General features: G+C 63.6%; 23 protein-coding genes. 12 read left to right on the top strand and 11 right to left on the bottom strand.

Features of this window, described 5'->3' with window-relative positions:
* Window positions 1-7 precede the first annotated feature (7 nt).
* A complete protein-coding gene (locus KME78_RS47315; RefSeq protein WP_219536540.1) occupies window positions 8-352 on the bottom strand; it encodes a hypothetical protein in 345 nt (114 codons plus the stop codon).
* Window positions 353-682: 330 nt separating this feature from the next.
* On the bottom strand, window positions 683-922 hold the full coding sequence (locus KME78_RS47310; RefSeq protein WP_219536539.1) for a helix-turn-helix domain-containing protein: 240 nt from the start codon (window positions 920-922) through the stop codon (window positions 683-685).
* Window positions 923-1073: 151 nt separating this feature from the next.
* On the opposite strand from KME78_RS47310, the gene KME78_RS47305 reads away from it, so the two are divergent.
* The 3 genes from KME78_RS47305 to KME78_RS47295 all read left to right on the top strand — a co-directional run bounded on the left by KME78_RS47305 (window position 1074) and on the right by KME78_RS47295 (window position 2660).
* The gene (locus KME78_RS47305) at window positions 1074-1391 is read left to right on the top strand and encodes a helix-turn-helix domain-containing protein (protein WP_219536538.1); all 318 of its coding nucleotides are present in this window, start codon (window positions 1074-1076) and stop codon (window positions 1389-1391) included.
* Window positions 1392-1591: 200 nt separating this feature from the next.
* Window positions 1592-2269 carry an NUDIX hydrolase gene (locus KME78_RS47300; RefSeq protein ID WP_219536537.1) on the top strand — a complete coding sequence of 226 codons (678 nt, stop codon included), beginning with the start codon at window positions 1592-1594 and terminating at the stop codon, window positions 2267-2269.
* Complete coding sequence (locus KME78_RS47295) at window positions 2253-2660, top strand: NUDIX hydrolase (RefSeq protein WP_219536536.1); 408 nt, start codon at window positions 2253-2255, stop codon at window positions 2658-2660. Before KME78_RS47300 ends, KME78_RS47295 begins: the two co-directional genes overlap by 17 nt.
* Window positions 2661-2728: 68 nt before the next feature.
* Here KME78_RS47295 and KME78_RS47290 read toward each other — a convergent pair whose 3' ends face one another.
* Window positions 2729-3520 carry a hypothetical protein gene (locus tag KME78_RS47290; RefSeq protein ID WP_219536535.1) on the bottom strand — a complete coding sequence of 264 codons (792 nt, stop codon included), beginning with the start codon at window positions 3518-3520 and terminating at the stop codon, window positions 2729-2731.
* 374 nt (window positions 3521-3894) lie between these two features.
* On the opposite strand from KME78_RS47290, the gene KME78_RS47285 reads away from it, so the two are divergent.
* Window positions 3895-4689 (top strand): hypothetical protein, encoded by a 795-nt coding sequence (locus KME78_RS47285; RefSeq protein WP_219536534.1) that lies wholly within the window; start codon window positions 3895-3897, stop codon window positions 4687-4689.
* A gap of 307 nt (window positions 4690-4996) precedes the next feature.
* On the opposite strand, the gene KME78_RS47280 is transcribed toward KME78_RS47285, so the two are convergent.
* Window positions 4997-5254, bottom strand: a complete 258-nt coding sequence (locus KME78_RS47280; protein ID WP_219536533.1) for a hypothetical protein — start codon at window positions 5252-5254, stop codon at window positions 4997-4999.
* A 178-nt stretch (window positions 5255-5432) separates the two neighbouring features.
* On the opposite strand from KME78_RS47280, the gene KME78_RS47275 reads away from it, so the two are divergent.
* The 4 genes from KME78_RS47275 to KME78_RS47260 all read left to right on the top strand — a co-directional run bounded on the left by KME78_RS47275 (window position 5433) and on the right by KME78_RS47260 (window position 7757).
* Window positions 5433-5699, top strand: coding sequence for a GntR family transcriptional regulator (locus KME78_RS47275; RefSeq protein WP_219536532.1), 267 nt, complete (start codon window positions 5433-5435; stop codon window positions 5697-5699).
* Between the two features lie 214 nt (window positions 5700-5913).
* Window positions 5914-6375, top strand: a complete 462-nt coding sequence (locus KME78_RS47270; RefSeq protein WP_219536531.1) for a Panacea domain-containing protein — start codon at window positions 5914-5916, stop codon at window positions 6373-6375.
* Window positions 6359-6829 carry a hypothetical protein gene (locus tag KME78_RS47265; protein ID WP_219536530.1) on the top strand — a complete coding sequence of 157 codons (471 nt, stop codon included), beginning with the start codon at window positions 6359-6361 and terminating at the stop codon, window positions 6827-6829. Before KME78_RS47270 ends, KME78_RS47265 begins: the two co-directional genes overlap by 17 nt.
* 664 nt (window positions 6830-7493) lie before the next feature.
* The gene (locus KME78_RS47260) at window positions 7494-7757 is read left to right on the top strand and encodes a winged helix-turn-helix domain-containing protein (RefSeq protein WP_219536529.1); all 264 of its coding nucleotides are present in this window, start codon (window positions 7494-7496) and stop codon (window positions 7755-7757) included.
* On the opposite strand, the gene KME78_RS47255 is transcribed toward KME78_RS47260, so the two are convergent.
* Window positions 7750-7983, bottom strand: a complete 234-nt coding sequence (locus KME78_RS47255) for a hypothetical protein (protein WP_219536528.1) — start codon at window positions 7981-7983, stop codon at window positions 7750-7752. The two genes, KME78_RS47260 and KME78_RS47255, sit on opposite strands and share 8 nt — an antisense overlap.
* Window positions 7984-8846: 863 nt before the next feature.
* Here KME78_RS47255 and KME78_RS47250 point away from each other — a divergent pair.
* The 3 genes from KME78_RS47250 (at window position 8847) to KME78_RS47240 (ending at window position 10289) form a co-directional block, all read left to right on the top strand.
* Complete coding sequence (locus KME78_RS47250) at window positions 8847-9146, top strand: DUF6247 family protein (RefSeq protein ID WP_219536527.1); 300 nt, start codon at window positions 8847-8849, stop codon at window positions 9144-9146.
* Window positions 9147-9648: 502 nt separating this feature from the next.
* Entirely contained in the window at window positions 9649-9921 is a 273-nt protein-coding gene (locus tag KME78_RS47245; RefSeq protein ID WP_219536526.1) for a hypothetical protein, read from the top strand.
* Window positions 9918-10289: a PIN domain-containing protein gene (locus tag KME78_RS47240; RefSeq protein ID WP_219536525.1), complete on the top strand. Its 372-nt coding sequence runs from the start codon at window positions 9918-9920 to the stop codon at window positions 10287-10289. Before KME78_RS47245 ends, KME78_RS47240 begins: the two co-directional genes overlap by 4 nt.
* A gap of 664 nt (window positions 10290-10953) precedes the next feature.
* Here the strand turns inward: KME78_RS47240 and KME78_RS47235 are convergent.
* The 5 genes from KME78_RS47235 to KME78_RS47215 all read right to left on the bottom strand — a co-directional run bounded on the left by KME78_RS47235 (window position 10954) and on the right by KME78_RS47215 (window position 14154).
* Window positions 10954-11784 carry an integrase gene (locus KME78_RS47235; RefSeq protein ID WP_308127407.1) on the bottom strand — a complete coding sequence of 277 codons (831 nt, stop codon included), beginning with the start codon at window positions 11782-11784 and terminating at the stop codon, window positions 10954-10956.
* A gap of 355 nt (window positions 11785-12139) precedes the next feature.
* Complete coding sequence (locus KME78_RS47230; protein WP_219536524.1) at window positions 12140-12544, bottom strand: ATP-binding protein; 405 nt, start codon at window positions 12542-12544, stop codon at window positions 12140-12142.
* A gap of 26 nt (window positions 12545-12570) precedes the next feature.
* Window positions 12571-12723 carry a hypothetical protein gene (locus tag KME78_RS47225; RefSeq protein ID WP_219536523.1) on the bottom strand — a complete coding sequence of 51 codons (153 nt, stop codon included), beginning with the start codon at window positions 12721-12723 and terminating at the stop codon, window positions 12571-12573.
* Window positions 12724-13043: 320 nt separating this feature from the next.
* A complete protein-coding gene (locus KME78_RS47220; protein ID WP_219536522.1) occupies window positions 13044-13427 on the bottom strand; it encodes a VOC family protein in 384 nt (127 codons plus the stop codon).
* A 370-nt stretch (window positions 13428-13797) separates the two neighbouring features.
* Complete coding sequence (locus KME78_RS47215; RefSeq protein ID WP_281429084.1) at window positions 13798-14154, bottom strand: sigma factor-like helix-turn-helix DNA-binding protein; 357 nt, start codon at window positions 14152-14154, stop codon at window positions 13798-13800.
* A gap of 306 nt (window positions 14155-14460) precedes the next feature.
* Here KME78_RS47215 and KME78_RS47210 point away from each other — a divergent pair, with 306 nt between their 5' ends.
* Window positions 14461-15390, top strand: coding sequence for a hypothetical protein (locus KME78_RS47210; RefSeq protein WP_219536521.1), 930 nt, complete (start codon window positions 14461-14463; stop codon window positions 15388-15390).
* 189 nt (window positions 15391-15579) lie between these two features.
* Here the strand turns inward: KME78_RS47210 and KME78_RS47205 are convergent, their stop codons facing one another.
* The gene (locus KME78_RS47205) at window positions 15580-16197 is read right to left on the bottom strand and encodes a hypothetical protein (RefSeq protein ID WP_219536520.1); all 618 of its coding nucleotides are present in this window, start codon (window positions 16195-16197) and stop codon (window positions 15580-15582) included.
* Window positions 16198-16568 lie beyond the last annotated feature (371 nt).

The following is a 16568-nucleotide window of genomic DNA, read 5'->3' as shown; positions in this document are numbered from 1 at the left end:
TCGCTCCTCACCAGTCGCCGAAGGTGCAGACAGGGCCGCAGCCGCCGTTGCGGTGGCCATCGGAGGCGAAGTGCCGGTCGATCTCCGCTGCGCGGCGAGCGTCCTCGGCCTGGCCGCGGTGGGCCGCGTTCTGGTGTCCGGGCCGCGCGTCGGCGCCGTTGTGGAGCTCGTCGCAACGCGGGCACTCGCCGGGCGGCTTGCGGCGGCCGAACGGGAGCCGGTCGTGGTTGTGGTCGACGAGACCTTCGGCGGCGCGTTCGGTCCGCCGCTCGTCGCAGCGGGGGCACTGGCCGGGGCCGACCATCGCGCCGTACGGCAGGTTCGGATGGTTGTGGCGAGTCTTGGTGCTCATGCGGCACCTCCGTGCCGGTGGTGCCGGTAGGTGGAGAGGTCGGTCACCGGCGCCAGACGCGGCGTCGGAACGAAGACTTGCTGAGGCTGCTCGGCAGGGGCGGCAAGACCAGCGATGGCGAGGAGATTGTCTGCGGTCCTGCCGTATCCCCTCGATCGCCACACGTCCGCGGTTGCCTGGATGACGTCCAGTTCGTCCGCAGACAGGGTGGTGGTGAACGCAGGGTGTGACATGATGATGTGGCTCCTTGAATGCATCGATGGAGCACACGGAGCGGCCTCGGTCTTGGCGGATAGGGGCCGCTTCCGCATGCTGGAGCGGATGTGATTGTCAGGCGATCTCTTCAAGATCGTCAGCGACGATCTCGAAAAGGTCCGCGAAGAGGTCGGCGCCGAAGATTTGCACGATCCCTGCAATGAACTTCGCGGACATCGCAGTCCTGCCGTTGAGCACCCGGTACACAGTCGTGGGGTCAACGCCGATTTTCTGAGCGAGGCTGGCATCAGTGTCCAAGCCCGCCAATCGCCTGTAGGCGTTGAACTTGTCGGCTCGTAACACGAGGGTTGCCATGATCACTCCATAGCTGGTCTTCACCGATGCAGTCACCTTTCACTGGCGTCTGCGTAGACGCATACGACGCTAACTCAAAGACTGCACGGACGCAATGATTTGATGCGGTGCGGCTGGAAAACATTGCATGCGTGCATATACGCTGTCGTGCATGGCCGAGTCGTGGTGGCAGTACGTAGAGCGCGTCAGCGAAGGCGCCACACAGGTCGCGGTTGCCGCAGCCGCAGGCGTCGACAAGGCGACCGTCTACCGATGGAAGGCGGCGGTCTCGTTGCCGAAGCCGGAGATTGCGATTCGGCTCGCTCGCGCTTACGACCGACCCGTTGCGGAGGCGCTGGTTGCCTCGGGCGCCATAACGGCAGAGGAGGCGTCGCTCACCGAAGTGGTCATCGAGGCAGATGTGCGAGACCTGGACGATCAGGCGCTCGTGCAGGAGATCAAGCGACGCCTGGAGAGCGCGCACCACTAGAGGTGGCGCTGCGGGGTACTCGCCATACGTGACCCGGTCCATGCTCTTAGTCAAGTGACTGCGTGCATGCAATGCAGTGCAGTACCGATGCGGCATCAGTGCAGTTATTGTGTTTGTCGAAGCACTATGGGTGCAGTCCTCGGTCGGGTTACGATCCTGGAGCACGCCCAGCCCTGTACGGCCCATCGAGGGAACCGCACATGGACGTTGTAGACCAGTGGACCGGTCGACGCGCAAGCGCGCTCCAAGCTGCACTGCGGATGACCTACGAAGAGTTCGCCGAGGCCCTCCGCGTCGGCAGGCGCACTGTGGCGAGCTGGCATGCAGACAAAGCCGACCACTCGCTCTCAGCCAGCGCGCAGCGTGCCCTGGACTCCGCCTACGAGGACGCTTCGGATGCAGTTCGCGCTCGCTTCATGCATCAGTTGGCGGCCAGCGAGGAGGGACACGGGGAAGGGCCGCCCGTCGTCCCTCTTACTGTTGCGATCGCCGTAGTGATCCGAGGCGATGAAGCTCTGTTGGTGTGCCGGCGTGCAGCCGACTCGGACACCATCACATGGCAATTCCCCGCGGGCGTTGTGAAGCCTGGCGCCGCAGCCAGTGTCGTGGCCGTACGGGAAACACTCGCGGAGACAGGGGTTCACTGCTCGGTTCGCCAATACCTCGGGAGGCGACTGCACCCTGGGACCGGCGTATGGTGCGAGTACTACCTCTGCGATCACCTTGCGGGTGAGGCAGAGAATAGAGACGCAGACGAGAACGTGAGCGTTGTCTGGGCGCGCTGCAGAGAAGTCACGAAGTTCATCCCGTCCCACCTGATCTTTCGCCCGATACTGGAAGCCCTCGAAAAGGAAGACCCACGTGAGCGATCAGCTTGAGGGCCGACCGGCCATCGCCGCCGCCATCATCGTTCAGGACGGCCGTGTCTTGCTCGCTCGCAGACGCGTTCGAGAGGGCGAACTGTCGTGGCAATTCCCCGCCGGCGTTGTCGAGCCTGGCGAGTCCGGTGAGCAGGCCGCGGTGCGCGAGACCCTCGAAGAGGTCGGCCTTGGAGTTGAGGCAGTCAAGAACCTAGGCGAGCGGATCCACCCGGCCACCGGCCGCCGCATGATCTACGTCGTGTGCGAGGTCCACAGCGGAACCGCCCTTGTGGCCGATGCAGACGAACTGGCGGAGGTGGAGTGGTGCGACAAGGCCCGCGTCGGCGAGCTGGTGCCGTTCCCGTTCTACGGCCCAGTGCAGGAGTATCTCGACGCCTCGCTGAGTTAGCCCAAAGGGTCAGGTTCCGCTAGGAAAAGTGAGCCCCGACGCGACCTCGCGTCGGGGCTCATTGCGTCTCAGGCGGCGTCGGTTTCGCGACGAGCCAGGATCGTGTTCACGATCGCCTTCGGATGGACTCCACCTGAGAGCATCCCATCTACCGTCGATGACTCCATGGGGTCGATGTCTCCGACGTGATCGCAGACGTAGTCGTAGCAGTCGTCCTCGTCGTTGAAGTCGTATTTGCGCCCTGACGCGCCAGCGTCGGGCCGATCGTGTCGATCGGAATGGTGATGATCTGTGTTGGTGGATCCGTAGGTGAGATGTGTAGGTGGGGTCAACTGAGACAACCACCAGTGGTTAACTGAGCCAACCAGGGTGGTTATCTCATTTGACCACCCTGGTTGGCTCATTTGACCACCCCTCTTGGCGAGCCTCGCGGCGACGCCGAGACGGACCGCGGTCTGCTGCGCGATCGGCGGCAGCGAGTGGAGCGTAGGCTCCTTGCCGCTCTTGGCGTCGACCATCGGCAGATGCTCCTGCGACCGAGGCAGGCAGAGCTGGTATTCGTCGGCGTGGCCGCTCTCCGATCCCTGCCCGCATGATCTGCGCCACAGGAAGCCGAGGTATCGCATGGTGGCCAGCGCGTCGATCACGCTGGGCTTAGAATGCCCGGTGATCGCCATGAGCCGCTTAACGCCGGGGAACACCTGTAGGCCGCGCTTGTTGCTGAACGTCGCGGCGGCGAGGCCGACGTGCTTCACCGAGGGCTGGACGACCACATACCGCCAGGTGCGCAGCCAGTCGTAGGAGTAGCGGATGGCGAATAACGCAGACGCTGGCGGGTCTTGCTGTTGAGGCTCGCTCAACGACACTCTCCGATCTCTCGCAGGTGTCCGAGAGACCACAGACCATTCGCCATGGGGGGCAGCACATCGCGCAAGCGTCTTGTACGATGATTCTTGGAGTGAGGTTCTGGAATCTCTCGGAGCTTCGACGGACCCCGGCCTGGTCGCCGGGGTTTCGTCATTTCCGAGCCTACTCCGCCCCGAACACGTGTACCCACAAACGCGGCAGCCCCACACGTTTTCCGCGTGGAACGCACAAGGCGTCAAGTCAACGGTCGGCTTCTGTCTCTCCAGAGAGACCCAATGGTGCCTGATCGCCTTCTATCCGCCCTGCATGTTCCTTCGTATCGTCCACTTGACTGATCCATTTCTCCTGCTCTTGGCGAGGGCGCTGCATGGGGTTCAGGGCACGGTGGACAGAAGAGCAATTCGAGGAGTGGTTCCACGCCCGGTTCGATCAATGGATCGCCGAGCGGTTCGGGGAACTACTCAAGGCTGAGTTAGGTCAGCGGATGCCGGAATGGGCCGACAGGGTGGACAGCCGCTTCCAGGAAGGGTTCGACACCCAGTTCGTTGCCCGATTCGACTCACGGTTCAAGGACCGCATCGGGGCGTGGCAGGACGGGGAGCTCAAGAAGGGCTTCGACACCTGGGTCGAGCACTGGTTTGATCATCTATTCACGGTGTGGGCCAACACCTGGGCGGATGGCGCCGACTTCCGTGAGCGCTTCGATCAGCGCTTCGATCTCCTGTTCAAGGAGAAGTTCGAAGAGAAGCTCGACGAAGTCGTCCAGGCCCGAGTCGCGAACCGGGTCCACGACCTGATCGATCTGCGTATTGAGCAGTGGCTGACATTGGTCCGCAAACGGCTTCTTGCCCCCGACGAGATCACTGCTGACGAACCGGGCGACGAGACAGTCGACCATGAACAGCCGCCAGACGTGCCAGATGGACAAGCCGCACCCACGGCCACGGCCGGCCAACTCGCCGAATACTTGGCCAAGAAGCCAGTGGGAGTGCAGCAGATTCGCAGGCTCCTCAGGGGCAAGGAGATCCCCGGCCAGCGCCCGGCGACCTACCCGCTGGACGAAGCAGCCAGCGCTTTGCTCCTGAGGAAGGGGCGACACACCAAGGGGCCCAAGCGGGACGCGGACACCACCGAGAAGGGCGAGAACAGCGCAGCGCCTTGACGGCGCTCAGCGAAGTGAGAGGCCCGGCCCTCGCCTCCCCCTCCAGGCAGCGAAGGCCGGGCTGTCTAAGGGCGCGGACTTTGCCGCCGTGGGACGCCTGCGGCAGCTTCCTTGCACTCAGCGCAGACCGTTTCGCTCCTGTGCCACCACTGGAAGACGCCAGAGAAATTCATAGTCCGCGTGATCCCGCCGCATAGGGCCCTCGCCGCACGGCCAGGGATCAGACCGTCACCGTTCTGACGCAAAGAGACGACGTGCGGCCATCCGTATCCCCACGGTTCCCCAAGCACGTAGTCGTCAGAGACGATCACAGTACGTCCGGGAGATGGTGGTAGCCGTCGGCGGCGACCTCGCAGGCCACTCGGTCGATCTCCATGTCGCGCTCAGTCGAGCGGATAGCGCCGGTCGCCAGGCGTACGACGGGGATGCCACAGTCCGTGCAGGGCGAGGGCGGGCCGACCGGTTCGAGCAGGCCGACGTCGTCGCGCCAGGTGACGTGGCCGAGGATCGCGGGTGCGGCGGAAGGTGTATCCGCCGGCCCGGTTGGGCTCGTAGGGTGATGCATAAGTCGGACCTCCGTCGTCCGATGGGCCCGTCCGGCGCGCGAACGCCTGGCGGGCCCTCTGTATTTGGGGCTAGGAGGAGTCTGCCACGTCAAGGTGTCTTAAACCATGTCTACGTGCATCGTCGTGCATCTAAGTGTCCCTATGTATACCCTGATACGCCCTACGATCCTTGATCGCATGCACCCGAGCAGATCGAAATGGCGGCAGGCGTACGCGGTCATTTGCGACCAGATCCGCACGGGCGAGCTGGCGCCCGGTGACAGGGTGCCGACTGTCCACGAGCTGATTCAGGCGTTCGGCATGTCCAACACCATCGCCCAGAAGGTGCACAGAGCTCTACGCGAGGCGGGCCTGGTGGAGACGGAGTCAGGCACCGGAAGCTACGTGCTTGAGGGTGCCGCCGAGAAGCTCCAGGCCGCGCAAAGCGAAGACGGCGACCAGTAAGGCTCGACCGCCGGGCATGTCGGCAGAGATGCTGCGAGAGGTCGTCGTGTGGTGGCAAGGTTGCCTGATCGCACCTCCCACAACAACTAGAACGCAGTTTCTAGTTTGCTCTTTTGGTGTGATCTGTCCACGTCCACACTGGTATGGGAATCGGCATGCAATCCCGAGCGCTGAACAGGGTAAGAGATACGGTGAGCTCGTGAGGGGAGTCGGCATGGCGCACGTCCAAGACGTAGCCGCGTACATCCTCAACAAGCTCGGCCCCATGACGGCCATGAAGCTGCAGAAGCTCTGCTACTACGCCTACGGCTACCACCTCGCGTGGGAAAGCCGGGCGCTGTTCCCCGAACGCTTCCAGGCGTGGGCGAACGGACCCGTCTGCCCCGAGTTGTACGCAAAGCACCGCGGCCGATTCCAACTCAACAAGGGCGAGATCAAAGGCGACCCCAGCCAACTCGACGCCGGCGAAATCGAGTCGATCGATCTCGTCCTCGCAGGGCTCGGGACCAGGTCGGCGCACGACCTTTCCCAGATGACTCACGGCGAACTGCCGTGGGCAGCTGCTCGCCAACGCGCCCACGTAGGGCCGCTAGACCGCAGCACCGAGGAGCTGTGCGACTCGGACTTCGAGGAGTTCTTCGGCGCCCTGGTGACCGCCGATGGCGAAGAGCTCTAACAAGAAGCTCTCCGCCAAGCACGCCGTACCGCAGCACCGGGACAAGCAGTTCATCTCGCCTCGTTCTGTGCTGCCCGACGCGGAGAGCTCCGACAAGCGCATCTCGTGGCGGTTCCGCCACGTCGACCATGACGGACCCTGGGGGTTCGACAAGGTGGACGGGCCGACCCTCTGCTGGATCATGGAACGTCTCGCGCAGTTCGAATCCATGACCATCAACGAACTGTTCAACAACGGCGGCTACCCAGGCAAGGACTACGACGTCGAGGCGCTCCCCACGCCGAAATCCCGTGAGCGGCTGATCGAGCTTGGCCTGTCCGACATGACGAAGGTCTGGGCGCTCCGGCTGGAGGGGGAACCGCGCCTGTATGGCTTCCTCTACGGCAACTGCTTCCACGTCGTGTGGTGGGATCCCCTCCACCAGGTCTGGCCATCCAACAAGAAGCGCACGTGACCCAGCAGACACGATCGGCCCCGCCGCCTTCTGCAGGCGACGGGGCCGCCCTGTGCGTGATGGAGGCATGACCCGCGTGGCCGTCGATCCATCGGGGCTGAGGCTAGCGGCGCCGGCCTCGTCCTGAAACTGGCCTGGAATCCCATCCGGTGTAAAGAACCCCACCTGTCGGGCTGAGCCCCATCCGCCTCGGGGGAGCGGACTCTACCGGGACGGCATCAAACGCGACGTAGCTTCACGATTGGTGGGTCGTTCCCTTTGCCACTTCTGGCACCTTGACGATCGGTTATTTGTCAAGTGCATGCAATCTCAAAGTATGAGAGATTTCCCTATCTGGGTGGATAGGGTCCGCCTGGGGGTGGATCCTGCTGATAGGGGCCCTGGTCGCGAGCACTAGGCGCGCTTGTCCGGCGTGTAGTCGACGACCCGGAGGGCACTCCGCGCATCCGGATCGTGGCCCGGCCACGTATCCAGGTGTGAGGCGTGACGGCGGGGCCCGACAGCAACCCGCGCTGGGTGGCCACCCCGCCGCCACGTCCTCTTCTTTATCATCTCTGCGCAATAGGCGCGCCTGGTCGCACCTAGTCGCGCATGGACACGCCTTGGCGCGCCTGGGCGAATCCCGGCGCGAGGGGGGCCGACTGGTCGCACTACGTTCAGTTCCATGATCGAATTGGTGCCGGATGAGCACAAGTGGCGTCAAGTCATGGAGATCATCAAAGGGCGCATCCTGGACGGCACCTACCAGCCGCGGGCCAAGGTGCCCGGCATCAGGTCGCTGACGCAGGAGTTCGGCGTCAGCCAGAACACCGCCAGACACTCGCTCAACTCGTTGGAGGAGCAGGGGTATGTCCGGCAGGTGTCGAGCATCGGGACGTTCGTCCGGCCGGCCGAGGACTGGCCACAGGACCGCCCGGACGCTACCTGACCGTTTGGGCGATGAGGAACTGCCCGCACAGGGCCGCCGCCAGATCGTCCAGGGTGGGCAGCAGAAGGTAGCTCTGCAAGCCGGCCGCGGCCTGGGACGCCGTGGGCGCGACGACGCGGGTGGCGGTCCACATGCCGGTCGGCCGCTTCCGTATTCGCCAGCGAGGGTAGGTCTGCTCCAGAACGGCGAGCTGGGCAGCTTCGTCGCGTGGGATCGTCGGCCACATGTTCGGCGCGTGTCGTGCCGTCGTGCTGTTGATGGTGCGTCCCCCTCCTCGCTGCTTTCGTGGTGCGAGCGTTTCTCCGTCGGCGTCCGTGACGGTGCCGTCACATGATGCGTGCTGGACGTCGGAACGGAAAGAGGTATTCCGATTGGGTGGTGACGGTCGATCGGCCGTCGTATTCATCGCCGCGCTGGCGCCTCGGCCCGCCGCGCGAAGCGATGGGTACGCTCCGTGCCCATCGGGGATCTTCGTTTGCGTTCGCGATGGATTCGCGATGGATCCGTGTGAAGAATCTACGTTGCTTGGTGCTGGCTGATAAGGATTGATAATCTGACCTGCGGCGATGCTTGTATGTGCAGGTGGGCAATTAAGCCGATTATTCTTTGCAAGCAGGAAGTCAGGAGTTCGAATCTCCTAGGCTCCACCACTTCCTTCGTTCGTTCGTGTAGGTGGGTCGTGTGCCGCCCACCCGTTGCCCGTCTGGGTGGTTGGCCGTGGCAGCCCGCCCCGAGCGGTCCTCGCTATCGCTCGGGCTGTTCTTCCTTGGCCCACAATCGTCTTCGTAGGGGCGCTTCGCGCTGGGGGCTCAGGCGCTTCTTCCAGTCGGGCCGCAGCCCCGACCCCTGGAGGACTTCGCTTCGCTCAGACGTCTTATCTTCTTGAGCGCAGGCTTCGCCTGCGCCTTCTACGTGGCCGTTATGACGGTTAGCCGGAAAGTGCCTGCTGGCTCTGCGGCTCCCAGGTCAGACGCTTGAGCTTTGTTCTGCCGCTGGCCAATGGAGATCTGGTCTGCTCCTACCGTTAGCGGGGGTGACTGAGAGAGCATGATGGCGTGCTTTCATACTTGGAAAGATAGGTTGGTCGGTGTGACCGCTCAGCCTGTGGAGCCCGTTGCGCGCCGTGATCCAGGTGAGGATCCGGCCGCGATCTTCGAGGCGCTTCCGCCGTCGCACGGTGCTCGGTTTCGGGCGGAGTATGACGAGGCTTTGGCGGCCGCGTACGACTTGGCCCGCTTCGAGCAGGTGCAGACGCTGTTGCGTCAGTGGCGCCTGCGTGCGATCGCTTACGCCCGCCCGGGCTATGAGGAGGCCTTCCAGGACGCTCTCCAGAACCGTACAGAGATGTTCACCCGCTACACCCCGCCGGAGTGGGAGAGCCGGGTGTGAGCTACAAGTTCGATGGCTTCCACGGGCGCGCCCTCTACGAGCTGAACGGTCTTCGCGACGGCCCGCTGTTGGAGCCTCTTCTTGAACCCGTGACGAGGAGACCCAGACCTTGCGCATCATCGACCTCCTCTCGGCCGGCTGACCTCTGTTCACAGGTGGACGAGCATGGCTCGACACGCAAGGCCTTAACCAGGCGGGCCGCGTGCTCTCGGCGTACCTGGTCGTCGGTGAGGGCTGTCGTGTCGTCGAAGGTCTTGCCGTGTGGCCAGCGGAAACGGTTCGGGTCGGACTGCTCGGCCATGCGAACTTCATGGATGAGTCTGGAAGGCGCCCGGTGGCCGAGGAAGTCTCCGGCCTGTCGCCAGGTCATTGTCGCGGCCCTCGGAACACCTCACTCATGCGCTCAGCCCGCTATCTGCGCCCAAAGCATGTCTGCCTGAGCGGACACCGCCACACTCATCCGGTATGACTTCGGTATGACCGGCCGGATACAATGAGGCACATGACGAAGAAGATTGGGATCAGTCTCCCCGACGAGACCTACGCATGGGTACAGGCGAAGATCGAGCAGGGATCCGCCGAGTCCGTGTCCGGGCTCATCGCCCAATCTCTCGACCGCGACCGCAAGCGCGAGGAACTTCGCGAACTTCTCGAAGAGTGGAGCGTCGAGGTCGGTCCGCCGACGGCCGAAGAGCAGACCTGGGTGAATGAGGCAGTAGCCAAGGCTCACACCGCAGCGGCCAAGAACTACGGCGACTCCGCCTCTGCCGCATGACCGGCTACACGTTGGACGCCGGGGCGTTGATCGCTGTCGAACGTAGCGACGAGCGGATCTTCAGGCTCTTGAAGCGGGCCCTCGATGATGGGTTGGAGGTGCGTGTCCCCATCGCCGTGGTGGGCCAGGTATGGCGCGGTGGCCCCAAGCAGGCACGCCTCGCACGTCTCCTGCGCTCCGTCGAGGTCGAGGGATTGACACTCGATATAGCGCAGCGCATCGGCGTACGCATCGGCCGGTGCGGCCACCCCGACGTCATCGACGTATCCGTGGCACTTTGCGCAGAGGACCATGGCCAAGCTGTGATCACTTCCGACCCCGGCGACATCGCTGCCGTCGGGCCAACCCTGGAGATCATCACCATCTGAAGCGCTCACTTCTCCGACCCGCGAACAAGCCGACCGAAGACAAGCCAAACAGGGCAATGATTAGTCGATAGACCACGTCGCGGGGTGATCGTCGTCCCCTGGGCGTGCCATAAAGGGTGATCAGCAGAGGTCAATCACGGTCACTCGCGGACTGCCCGCCGCCCAGGTCAGGGCTATTTCCCTGAAGATTCGGCCGTTTGCAAGCAGGAAGTCAGGAGTTCGAGTCTCCAAGGCTTCACCACATCCTTGTGTAGGTGGGCCGTGTGCCACCCACCCTTGCCCGTCTGGGTGGTTGACCGTGGCAGCCCGCCCCGAGCGGTCCTCGCTGTCGCTCGGGCTGTTCTCCCTGAGGCGCCTTCGGCGTACAACGGTCTTCGCAATGGGGCGCTTCGCGCTGAGGAGGCAAAGGTGCTCCTTCCAGTCGGGCCGCAGCCCCGACCCCTGGAGGACTTCGCTTCGCTCAGACGTCTATCAGAGAAGGCGCAGGCTTCGCCTGCGCGTTCCACGTGGCCGCTATATGGGGTGAGCTGGAGAGTGCTTGCCGGCTCTGCGGCTCCCAGGTCAGACGTCTAGGTTTTCGATCTTCCTAGAAGCTGCGGATGGGACTCGGCGTGCGAAAGGGCACCGCGCGGGATCATTGACCACGCCCGATCGGCGCGGTGTGTCAGAACCGCCAGTACGCGGCCGTGGCATCGTCGTGAGCCTTGCTCCGCGGCCACCGGGAGCCGTCTGGGTCGGTGCGCTCGGCCTTACGTACCTGGTTGATCAGTTCGTCTGGGTCGTCGGCAGCCAGGATGTCCATGAGCTGTCGCCGGGTGGCGAGTTGGCAGAGGTCGACGAGTCGTGACGCCCCGTCGCTGAGCAGCGCCGCGGCTCTTACTGAGTGGATCGGCACGGTTCCTGTGAGAGCGTGTTCGGCTGCCAGCGGGTCGGTAGAGGCCACCCAGTAGCCGTCTTCCTTGTTCCGGTGTTGGAGCAGGGCTTCTTGGAATCGATGCCGCTCCTTCCCATGCGCCTTGGAAGGGGAGGGGTGATATGTGAGGTGTGTCCGCAGGTCCGCGGCGACATCGTCCAGGCGTTCGTCGGTGATCACGATCGGTTCTGCTGCCGCGTCCACATCCAGTACGAGCACCGAGTCGGACAGGACCAGCCACTCCAGAGCTGTGTTCGTGCGGCGGAGCGCGACCACGGTTGCCGAGGGTGATCCCGGATGTGCGAGGTCGCAGGTTGACGAGTGCAGTGACGCCACGGCCTTGATGCTCTGGGCCAGCGCGTCGGTCAACGAGCCGTCCTCGGTCCCGAGTGCGCCGAGCAAGGAAGTGCCGAGTGTGCGCGTGTACCACGCCACGCTGTGATGGCATCCCGTCTGAAGATCTGGAGGGTAGCCGGCACCGTCCAGGACGACTACGCCGTTAGGGATGGCACCGACAAAGTCCTCGTTGGCGCGGTCGGCGCTGGCTGCTTCCGTGGCGAGGGCCAGGCGCACGTTCGTCACTTCTCCTCATGCCGGCAGATGGGACTTGCCAGTTCGGCTGACGGGGCGAATGGCGGACCGTCGGTTGGGCACACCTCGCGGGCTCACCGTGCCAGCCCGGTAAGCAGGGCGGCCCACAGAAGGTGGGCTTCCGTGAGTTGTACATGGTGAGTCTCAGCGACGACATTCTCCTCTCCCTGGATGACACGCCGAACGAAGCCCAGCCCGCCGGACTGGCAGAGTTCGTAGTAGATGGCGCGGCAGTCGCACGTCCAGGCGATTACTCGGCATCGACGATCGTCGCGAGGGGGCAGCCATTCAAGTCGTACGCTCGCCGACTGCGGCAGCGGCGGATGAGGCGCCAGGCAGGAGGTCATCAGCATGATGCCGTCTGCGATCCCGTGCTGAGCGTGGCCCACACGGTCCTGCCGTGTTCATCGCCCCAGACGCCCCAGTCGATCGACAGGCTGGAGACGAGAAGGAGCCCGCGACCGCCTTCGCTATCCGGGGAGTGCCTGAAGACCAGAGGAGAAGACTGGCCGCCTTCGTCGAGTACGCCGAGCCAGAGATGGTCTGGATGAGCTTGGACGCTTACCAAGAAGCGGCTCCCAAATCGTCCGCTGGCGGTGTGGCGTATCGCGTTGGTGGCCAGTTCGCTGACGATGAGCTCGGCCGCGTCGACCGCTGACCAGTCACGGAGTAGTGAAGTGATGAAGCGCCGGGCTTCCGTGACCGAGGGAGCGGAGCCGAGGAAGTAGCGAGAGAAGCGCCAGGCCGACATGGGTAAGTCCCGGGAGTACTACCTGGTCAGGCCGCCTTGGCGGCGGCAGGGCGGATAGTCTCGGCGCAAAAGTTGCGCCCGGTGCGCCCGTTCATCTGCCAGTAGAAGGCGGCCAGACCGACCGGGACGACCTGCACGCACTCGGGGATCTGCGGGAACGTCTCGCTGGGGAATGTCATCACGATCATCGGGTTGCGCCGCGACAATCCTGACCTCCTCAACCCCGCCGCCCCGATGCGGGAGCGTGGCCTGCCCTGCAACCCCAGAACCCCGCGCGCCCGCCGGGCAGGCCATGCCCTCGCCCGGCAGGGGTCCGGGGACGGCAGTCCCCGGGGCACCAGACCCCAACTGCCCCTTCCGGAAGAACTTGGCGGAAAGAAACGTGCTGACCGGCGGCACGACACCTCTGTCCGAACGGGTTCGAGTGGAGTCGTTCAGGTCTTCCTGTCGGTGAGGGCGTATCCCCGAAGGTCATCGAAGGAGGGTCGGGAGCGCAGCCTCACGGGGTTGTCGCGGCCCGCTCGGACTCGCTGCGGAGGACACAGAACTCGTTGCCCTCGGGGTCGGCGAGAACGGCCCAGCCCGTGCCATCAGGGTTGCGGCGGTCGACGACGAAGGAAGCGCCCAGCCCCAGTAGGCGGTCGACCTCCTCTTCGCGCGAGGTCTCCGGACGCAGACAGAGGTGAAGCCGGTTCTTGACCGTCTTGCGCTCCGGCACCTGGTTGAAGTGCAGCAGCGGTCCCTGCGGGAGCAGAACCTGCGTCTCCTCATCCCCGGGCCTGTCCTCGGGATGCATGAGGCAGCCGGTTACCTCGCTCCAGAACCGGGCGAGTTCGTAGGCATTTGCACAGTCGATCGCCACGTTCTGCACTACCGAGACCATGCAGCCATTCTGTAGCACCAAGATCGGGATCGAAGACGGAATCCGACAACTCAACCTGAACACCGACGCGAACACCGACAGCTTCATCTGCAACCGACACCAGCCATCCGTCCCTCGGGTGGGGCCACTTCAGGCCGTCACAAATAACGTTGAAGATCGCCAAGTGGGGCCAAATCAAACCGTCAAGTGGGGCCAGATGACACTGTCCTAGCCAGGTTGGCCGTGGCAGCCTGCCCCGAGCGGTCCTCGCTGTCGCTCGGGCTGTTCTTCCTTGGCCCACAATCGTCTTCGTAGGGGCGCTTCGCGCTGAGGGCTCAGGCGCTTCTTCCAGCCGGGCCGCAGCCCCGACCCCTGGAGGAATTCGCTCCGCTCAGACGTCGATCTGAGAAGGCGCAGGCTCCGCCTGCGCGTTCGGTCGGTTGAGGTTGATCTCACCGCCGATGGCGACGTGTTCCAGCTCCATCGCCAGGTCGAAGCCGCGGGCGAGGTCTTCCAGCCGCTTGGCGGCCGTGACATCCTCCATGGCGACCACGGGCCGGGCGTTGGTCGCTTCCTGCTTGAGAGGGGTTGCCAAGGTGATCGTCCCCGTGCCGAGGAACGTCCCTTCGGGGGCGGGTCCGGTGTGGCGGATCTGATGGATGCGTCCGCGCGTCAGTCCCGCTTCCTTGGCGATCTGGGCGTAGGACATGCCCTGGGCGTGGAGGTCTTGGATGACTCTGCGTCGCAGAGGCGGTGACTACCAACCTGGATGGACCAAGGTGAGCTTTACCGACAGCCAAGGACGCGGCTGCATCACCGCACACTGAGCCCCCGAAATCGCCGACGGACCTGAGCAAGCCGTGCCATCGGGAGTCGCATGATCACCATTCGGGAGAGTTGATACGGGTGAGGTTATGATCGCGGTTGCCGATGGGCCGGTGCACGATGGCAAGCTCAGGCCCAGACCAGGGGGCGCGCTCAATCCCCACTTTGCGCTCATGCCGTAAATTGTGCGTGTATTGGACGGCAAATGGCCCCTCTGACGCTGTACACCATGGAAGCCAACACAATGCCATGCAAGATGTGCAGTGAGCAGCCCATCCGGGAGTACAACGGGAAGAATGGGCTGGAGAGGGCCCCGCTCTGCAGAGAGCACGACGACGAGACCAAGTATCCCAAGAAGTGGTGCGACGGTTGTCCTGAGCGCACGACGCTTCTCACGGTGGGCAAGGAAGAGTACGTCGAGATCATCAAATTCACCGTGAAGCCCACGACGATGATCCAAATCTTCGGTCCGTGGACGTTCTCCGAACTTTCCTTCTGCAAGCCCTGCTCAGTCGCGCAGACATGCCGGGCCTGCTGCACCCCCGCCTACCTGGTGGAGTCCAAGACCCTCTTGCGGGGAGCCAAGCTGCTGGCTGAGAACGACGCCCGGTGCGCGTTCTGCGCCTCCGGCCCCGCCTTCGACGTCGAAGCCTGCGTCAAGGACGGGCTCGCCTGGATCCGTTCGTGGTTCGAGGGCAAGAAGGAGAACTTCCCCAAGGAGATCCCGAATTTCAGCGTCAAGGTGGTGCCCGCGAGCGTCATCATGGCCGAGGGCCACGGGCTGGGTGAGAAGGGCACCCTGCTGGGCCTGTGCAAGGCTCAGGGAGTGGGCAACAAGTTCACCAGCTACACGATCTTCGTTCTCAACGGGATGCGCAAAGCAGCCTTCATGGAGACCCTGGTCCACGAACTCACCCACATCTGGCTCTACGAGAACAAGCTTTCCAAAAAGCCGTATGTGGAGGGCTTCTGTAACTTCGTCTCCATCAACTACCTGCTGTCACTCGGCAACGACGAGGACGCCGGGCGCCGCAGAAACTTCATGATGGCCAACCCGAACGCCTTCTACGGGGGCGACATGAAGGCCTACCTGCTGCAGGCGAAAGCATCGGCATTCAACCCGTTCGCACATCTGCGGGGCGCTCAAGACATCAAGTGATCGCTCCGGCGAGGGTCTGGGTCGCGCTACCCGGCCCTCGCCTCCCGGGGGGACGCCTTTCCGCATTACCGCGACTGCATACCTTGGTCGCGGTCAGGCAGACCAACGGCCGATACGTCCCCTGCCACCCCTGACCATACTTGGGCTGCAGGTCCGCACACAGGGGAAGCCCGATGAACCGAAATCGAATTAAGCATCCCGGTTACGCGGGACGTTCAGAGCCATCCGTGCTTCCTGCATGAATTGGTCAATCAAGTCGCGCCGCGTCTTCAGTGCATCTCGGATTTGTATTGTTATTTCTTGCGCCTCTTCAGGGTGGCGCGCCAAGTCGAATAGCGTAAGGCTCACCAGTTCGGCGTCCTTGAGTGTGAGCCTGTTGGTTGCTACTAAGAGTGCGTCGTCCGTCAAATGGTGAAGCTCGATTTCGCGCTTCGCACGCCAGAGGCGGTCAAATGCCTGGAGCAGCTCGGTACGTTCATCCGTAGCGAGTGGCGGAATTACTTCATCAAGACCTACTATTCGCCTATCGGTTACTGTCTGCCCAGGCGGCGGGTCAGGCAACTCCCGGATCACACAACGGTACAGTTCATCGTCAGCCCGGACGAGCTTGAGGTACGACGCCCTCCGGTCCCGCTGCCAGCGCCTCAGGTCGTCGCGCAGCCAGTTACCCTGCTGAAGTAGTGATTGCCGCCAGGCGCCAACAAGCACCCCGATCACAACGCCAGCAAGACCGACAACGGTTGGCACTAACTGCATCCACATGACAACCACCTCCGGGACCTTGATCAGGAAGAGGTCGGGGCTCATCCAGGGCACACGAGCCGTGAAAAGCCCTGCGAAACGTTGACGACCAGCGGATGCCGCAGCAGCAGGTCAACGACGCGATCCCAGAAGCCGCCCAGGTCAGCGCCCGCCTGCCATCAGATCTACGACATCTGCTCGTCACCTATTGCACTACAGCAGAGACGTACAGCAACACTGTCTCACAGCATCACATACCGACGGCCACCCTCCGCACTCACCGAAGCACTCACCGAAGCACTCGCCGAAAGGTGTCCGTGGCCATGTAAAAGTCCCCACAGGTGGCCAGTTCGAGGTCACCACTGATGGCCGGTTTAGGTCCCCGCTTCTTCTTCGTGCTGTTCGCGTGTCGTGAGGAGGGGTGTGCCCTGAGCGGT

Source organism: Nonomuraea guangzhouensis (genome assembly GCF_019396345.1).
Taxonomy (GTDB): Bacteria; Actinomycetota; Actinomycetes; order Streptosporangiales; family Streptosporangiaceae; genus Nonomuraea; species Nonomuraea guangzhouensis.
Note: the sequence above shows the minus strand (reverse complement) of the source record. Positions and strands in the feature narration are given on the sequence as shown.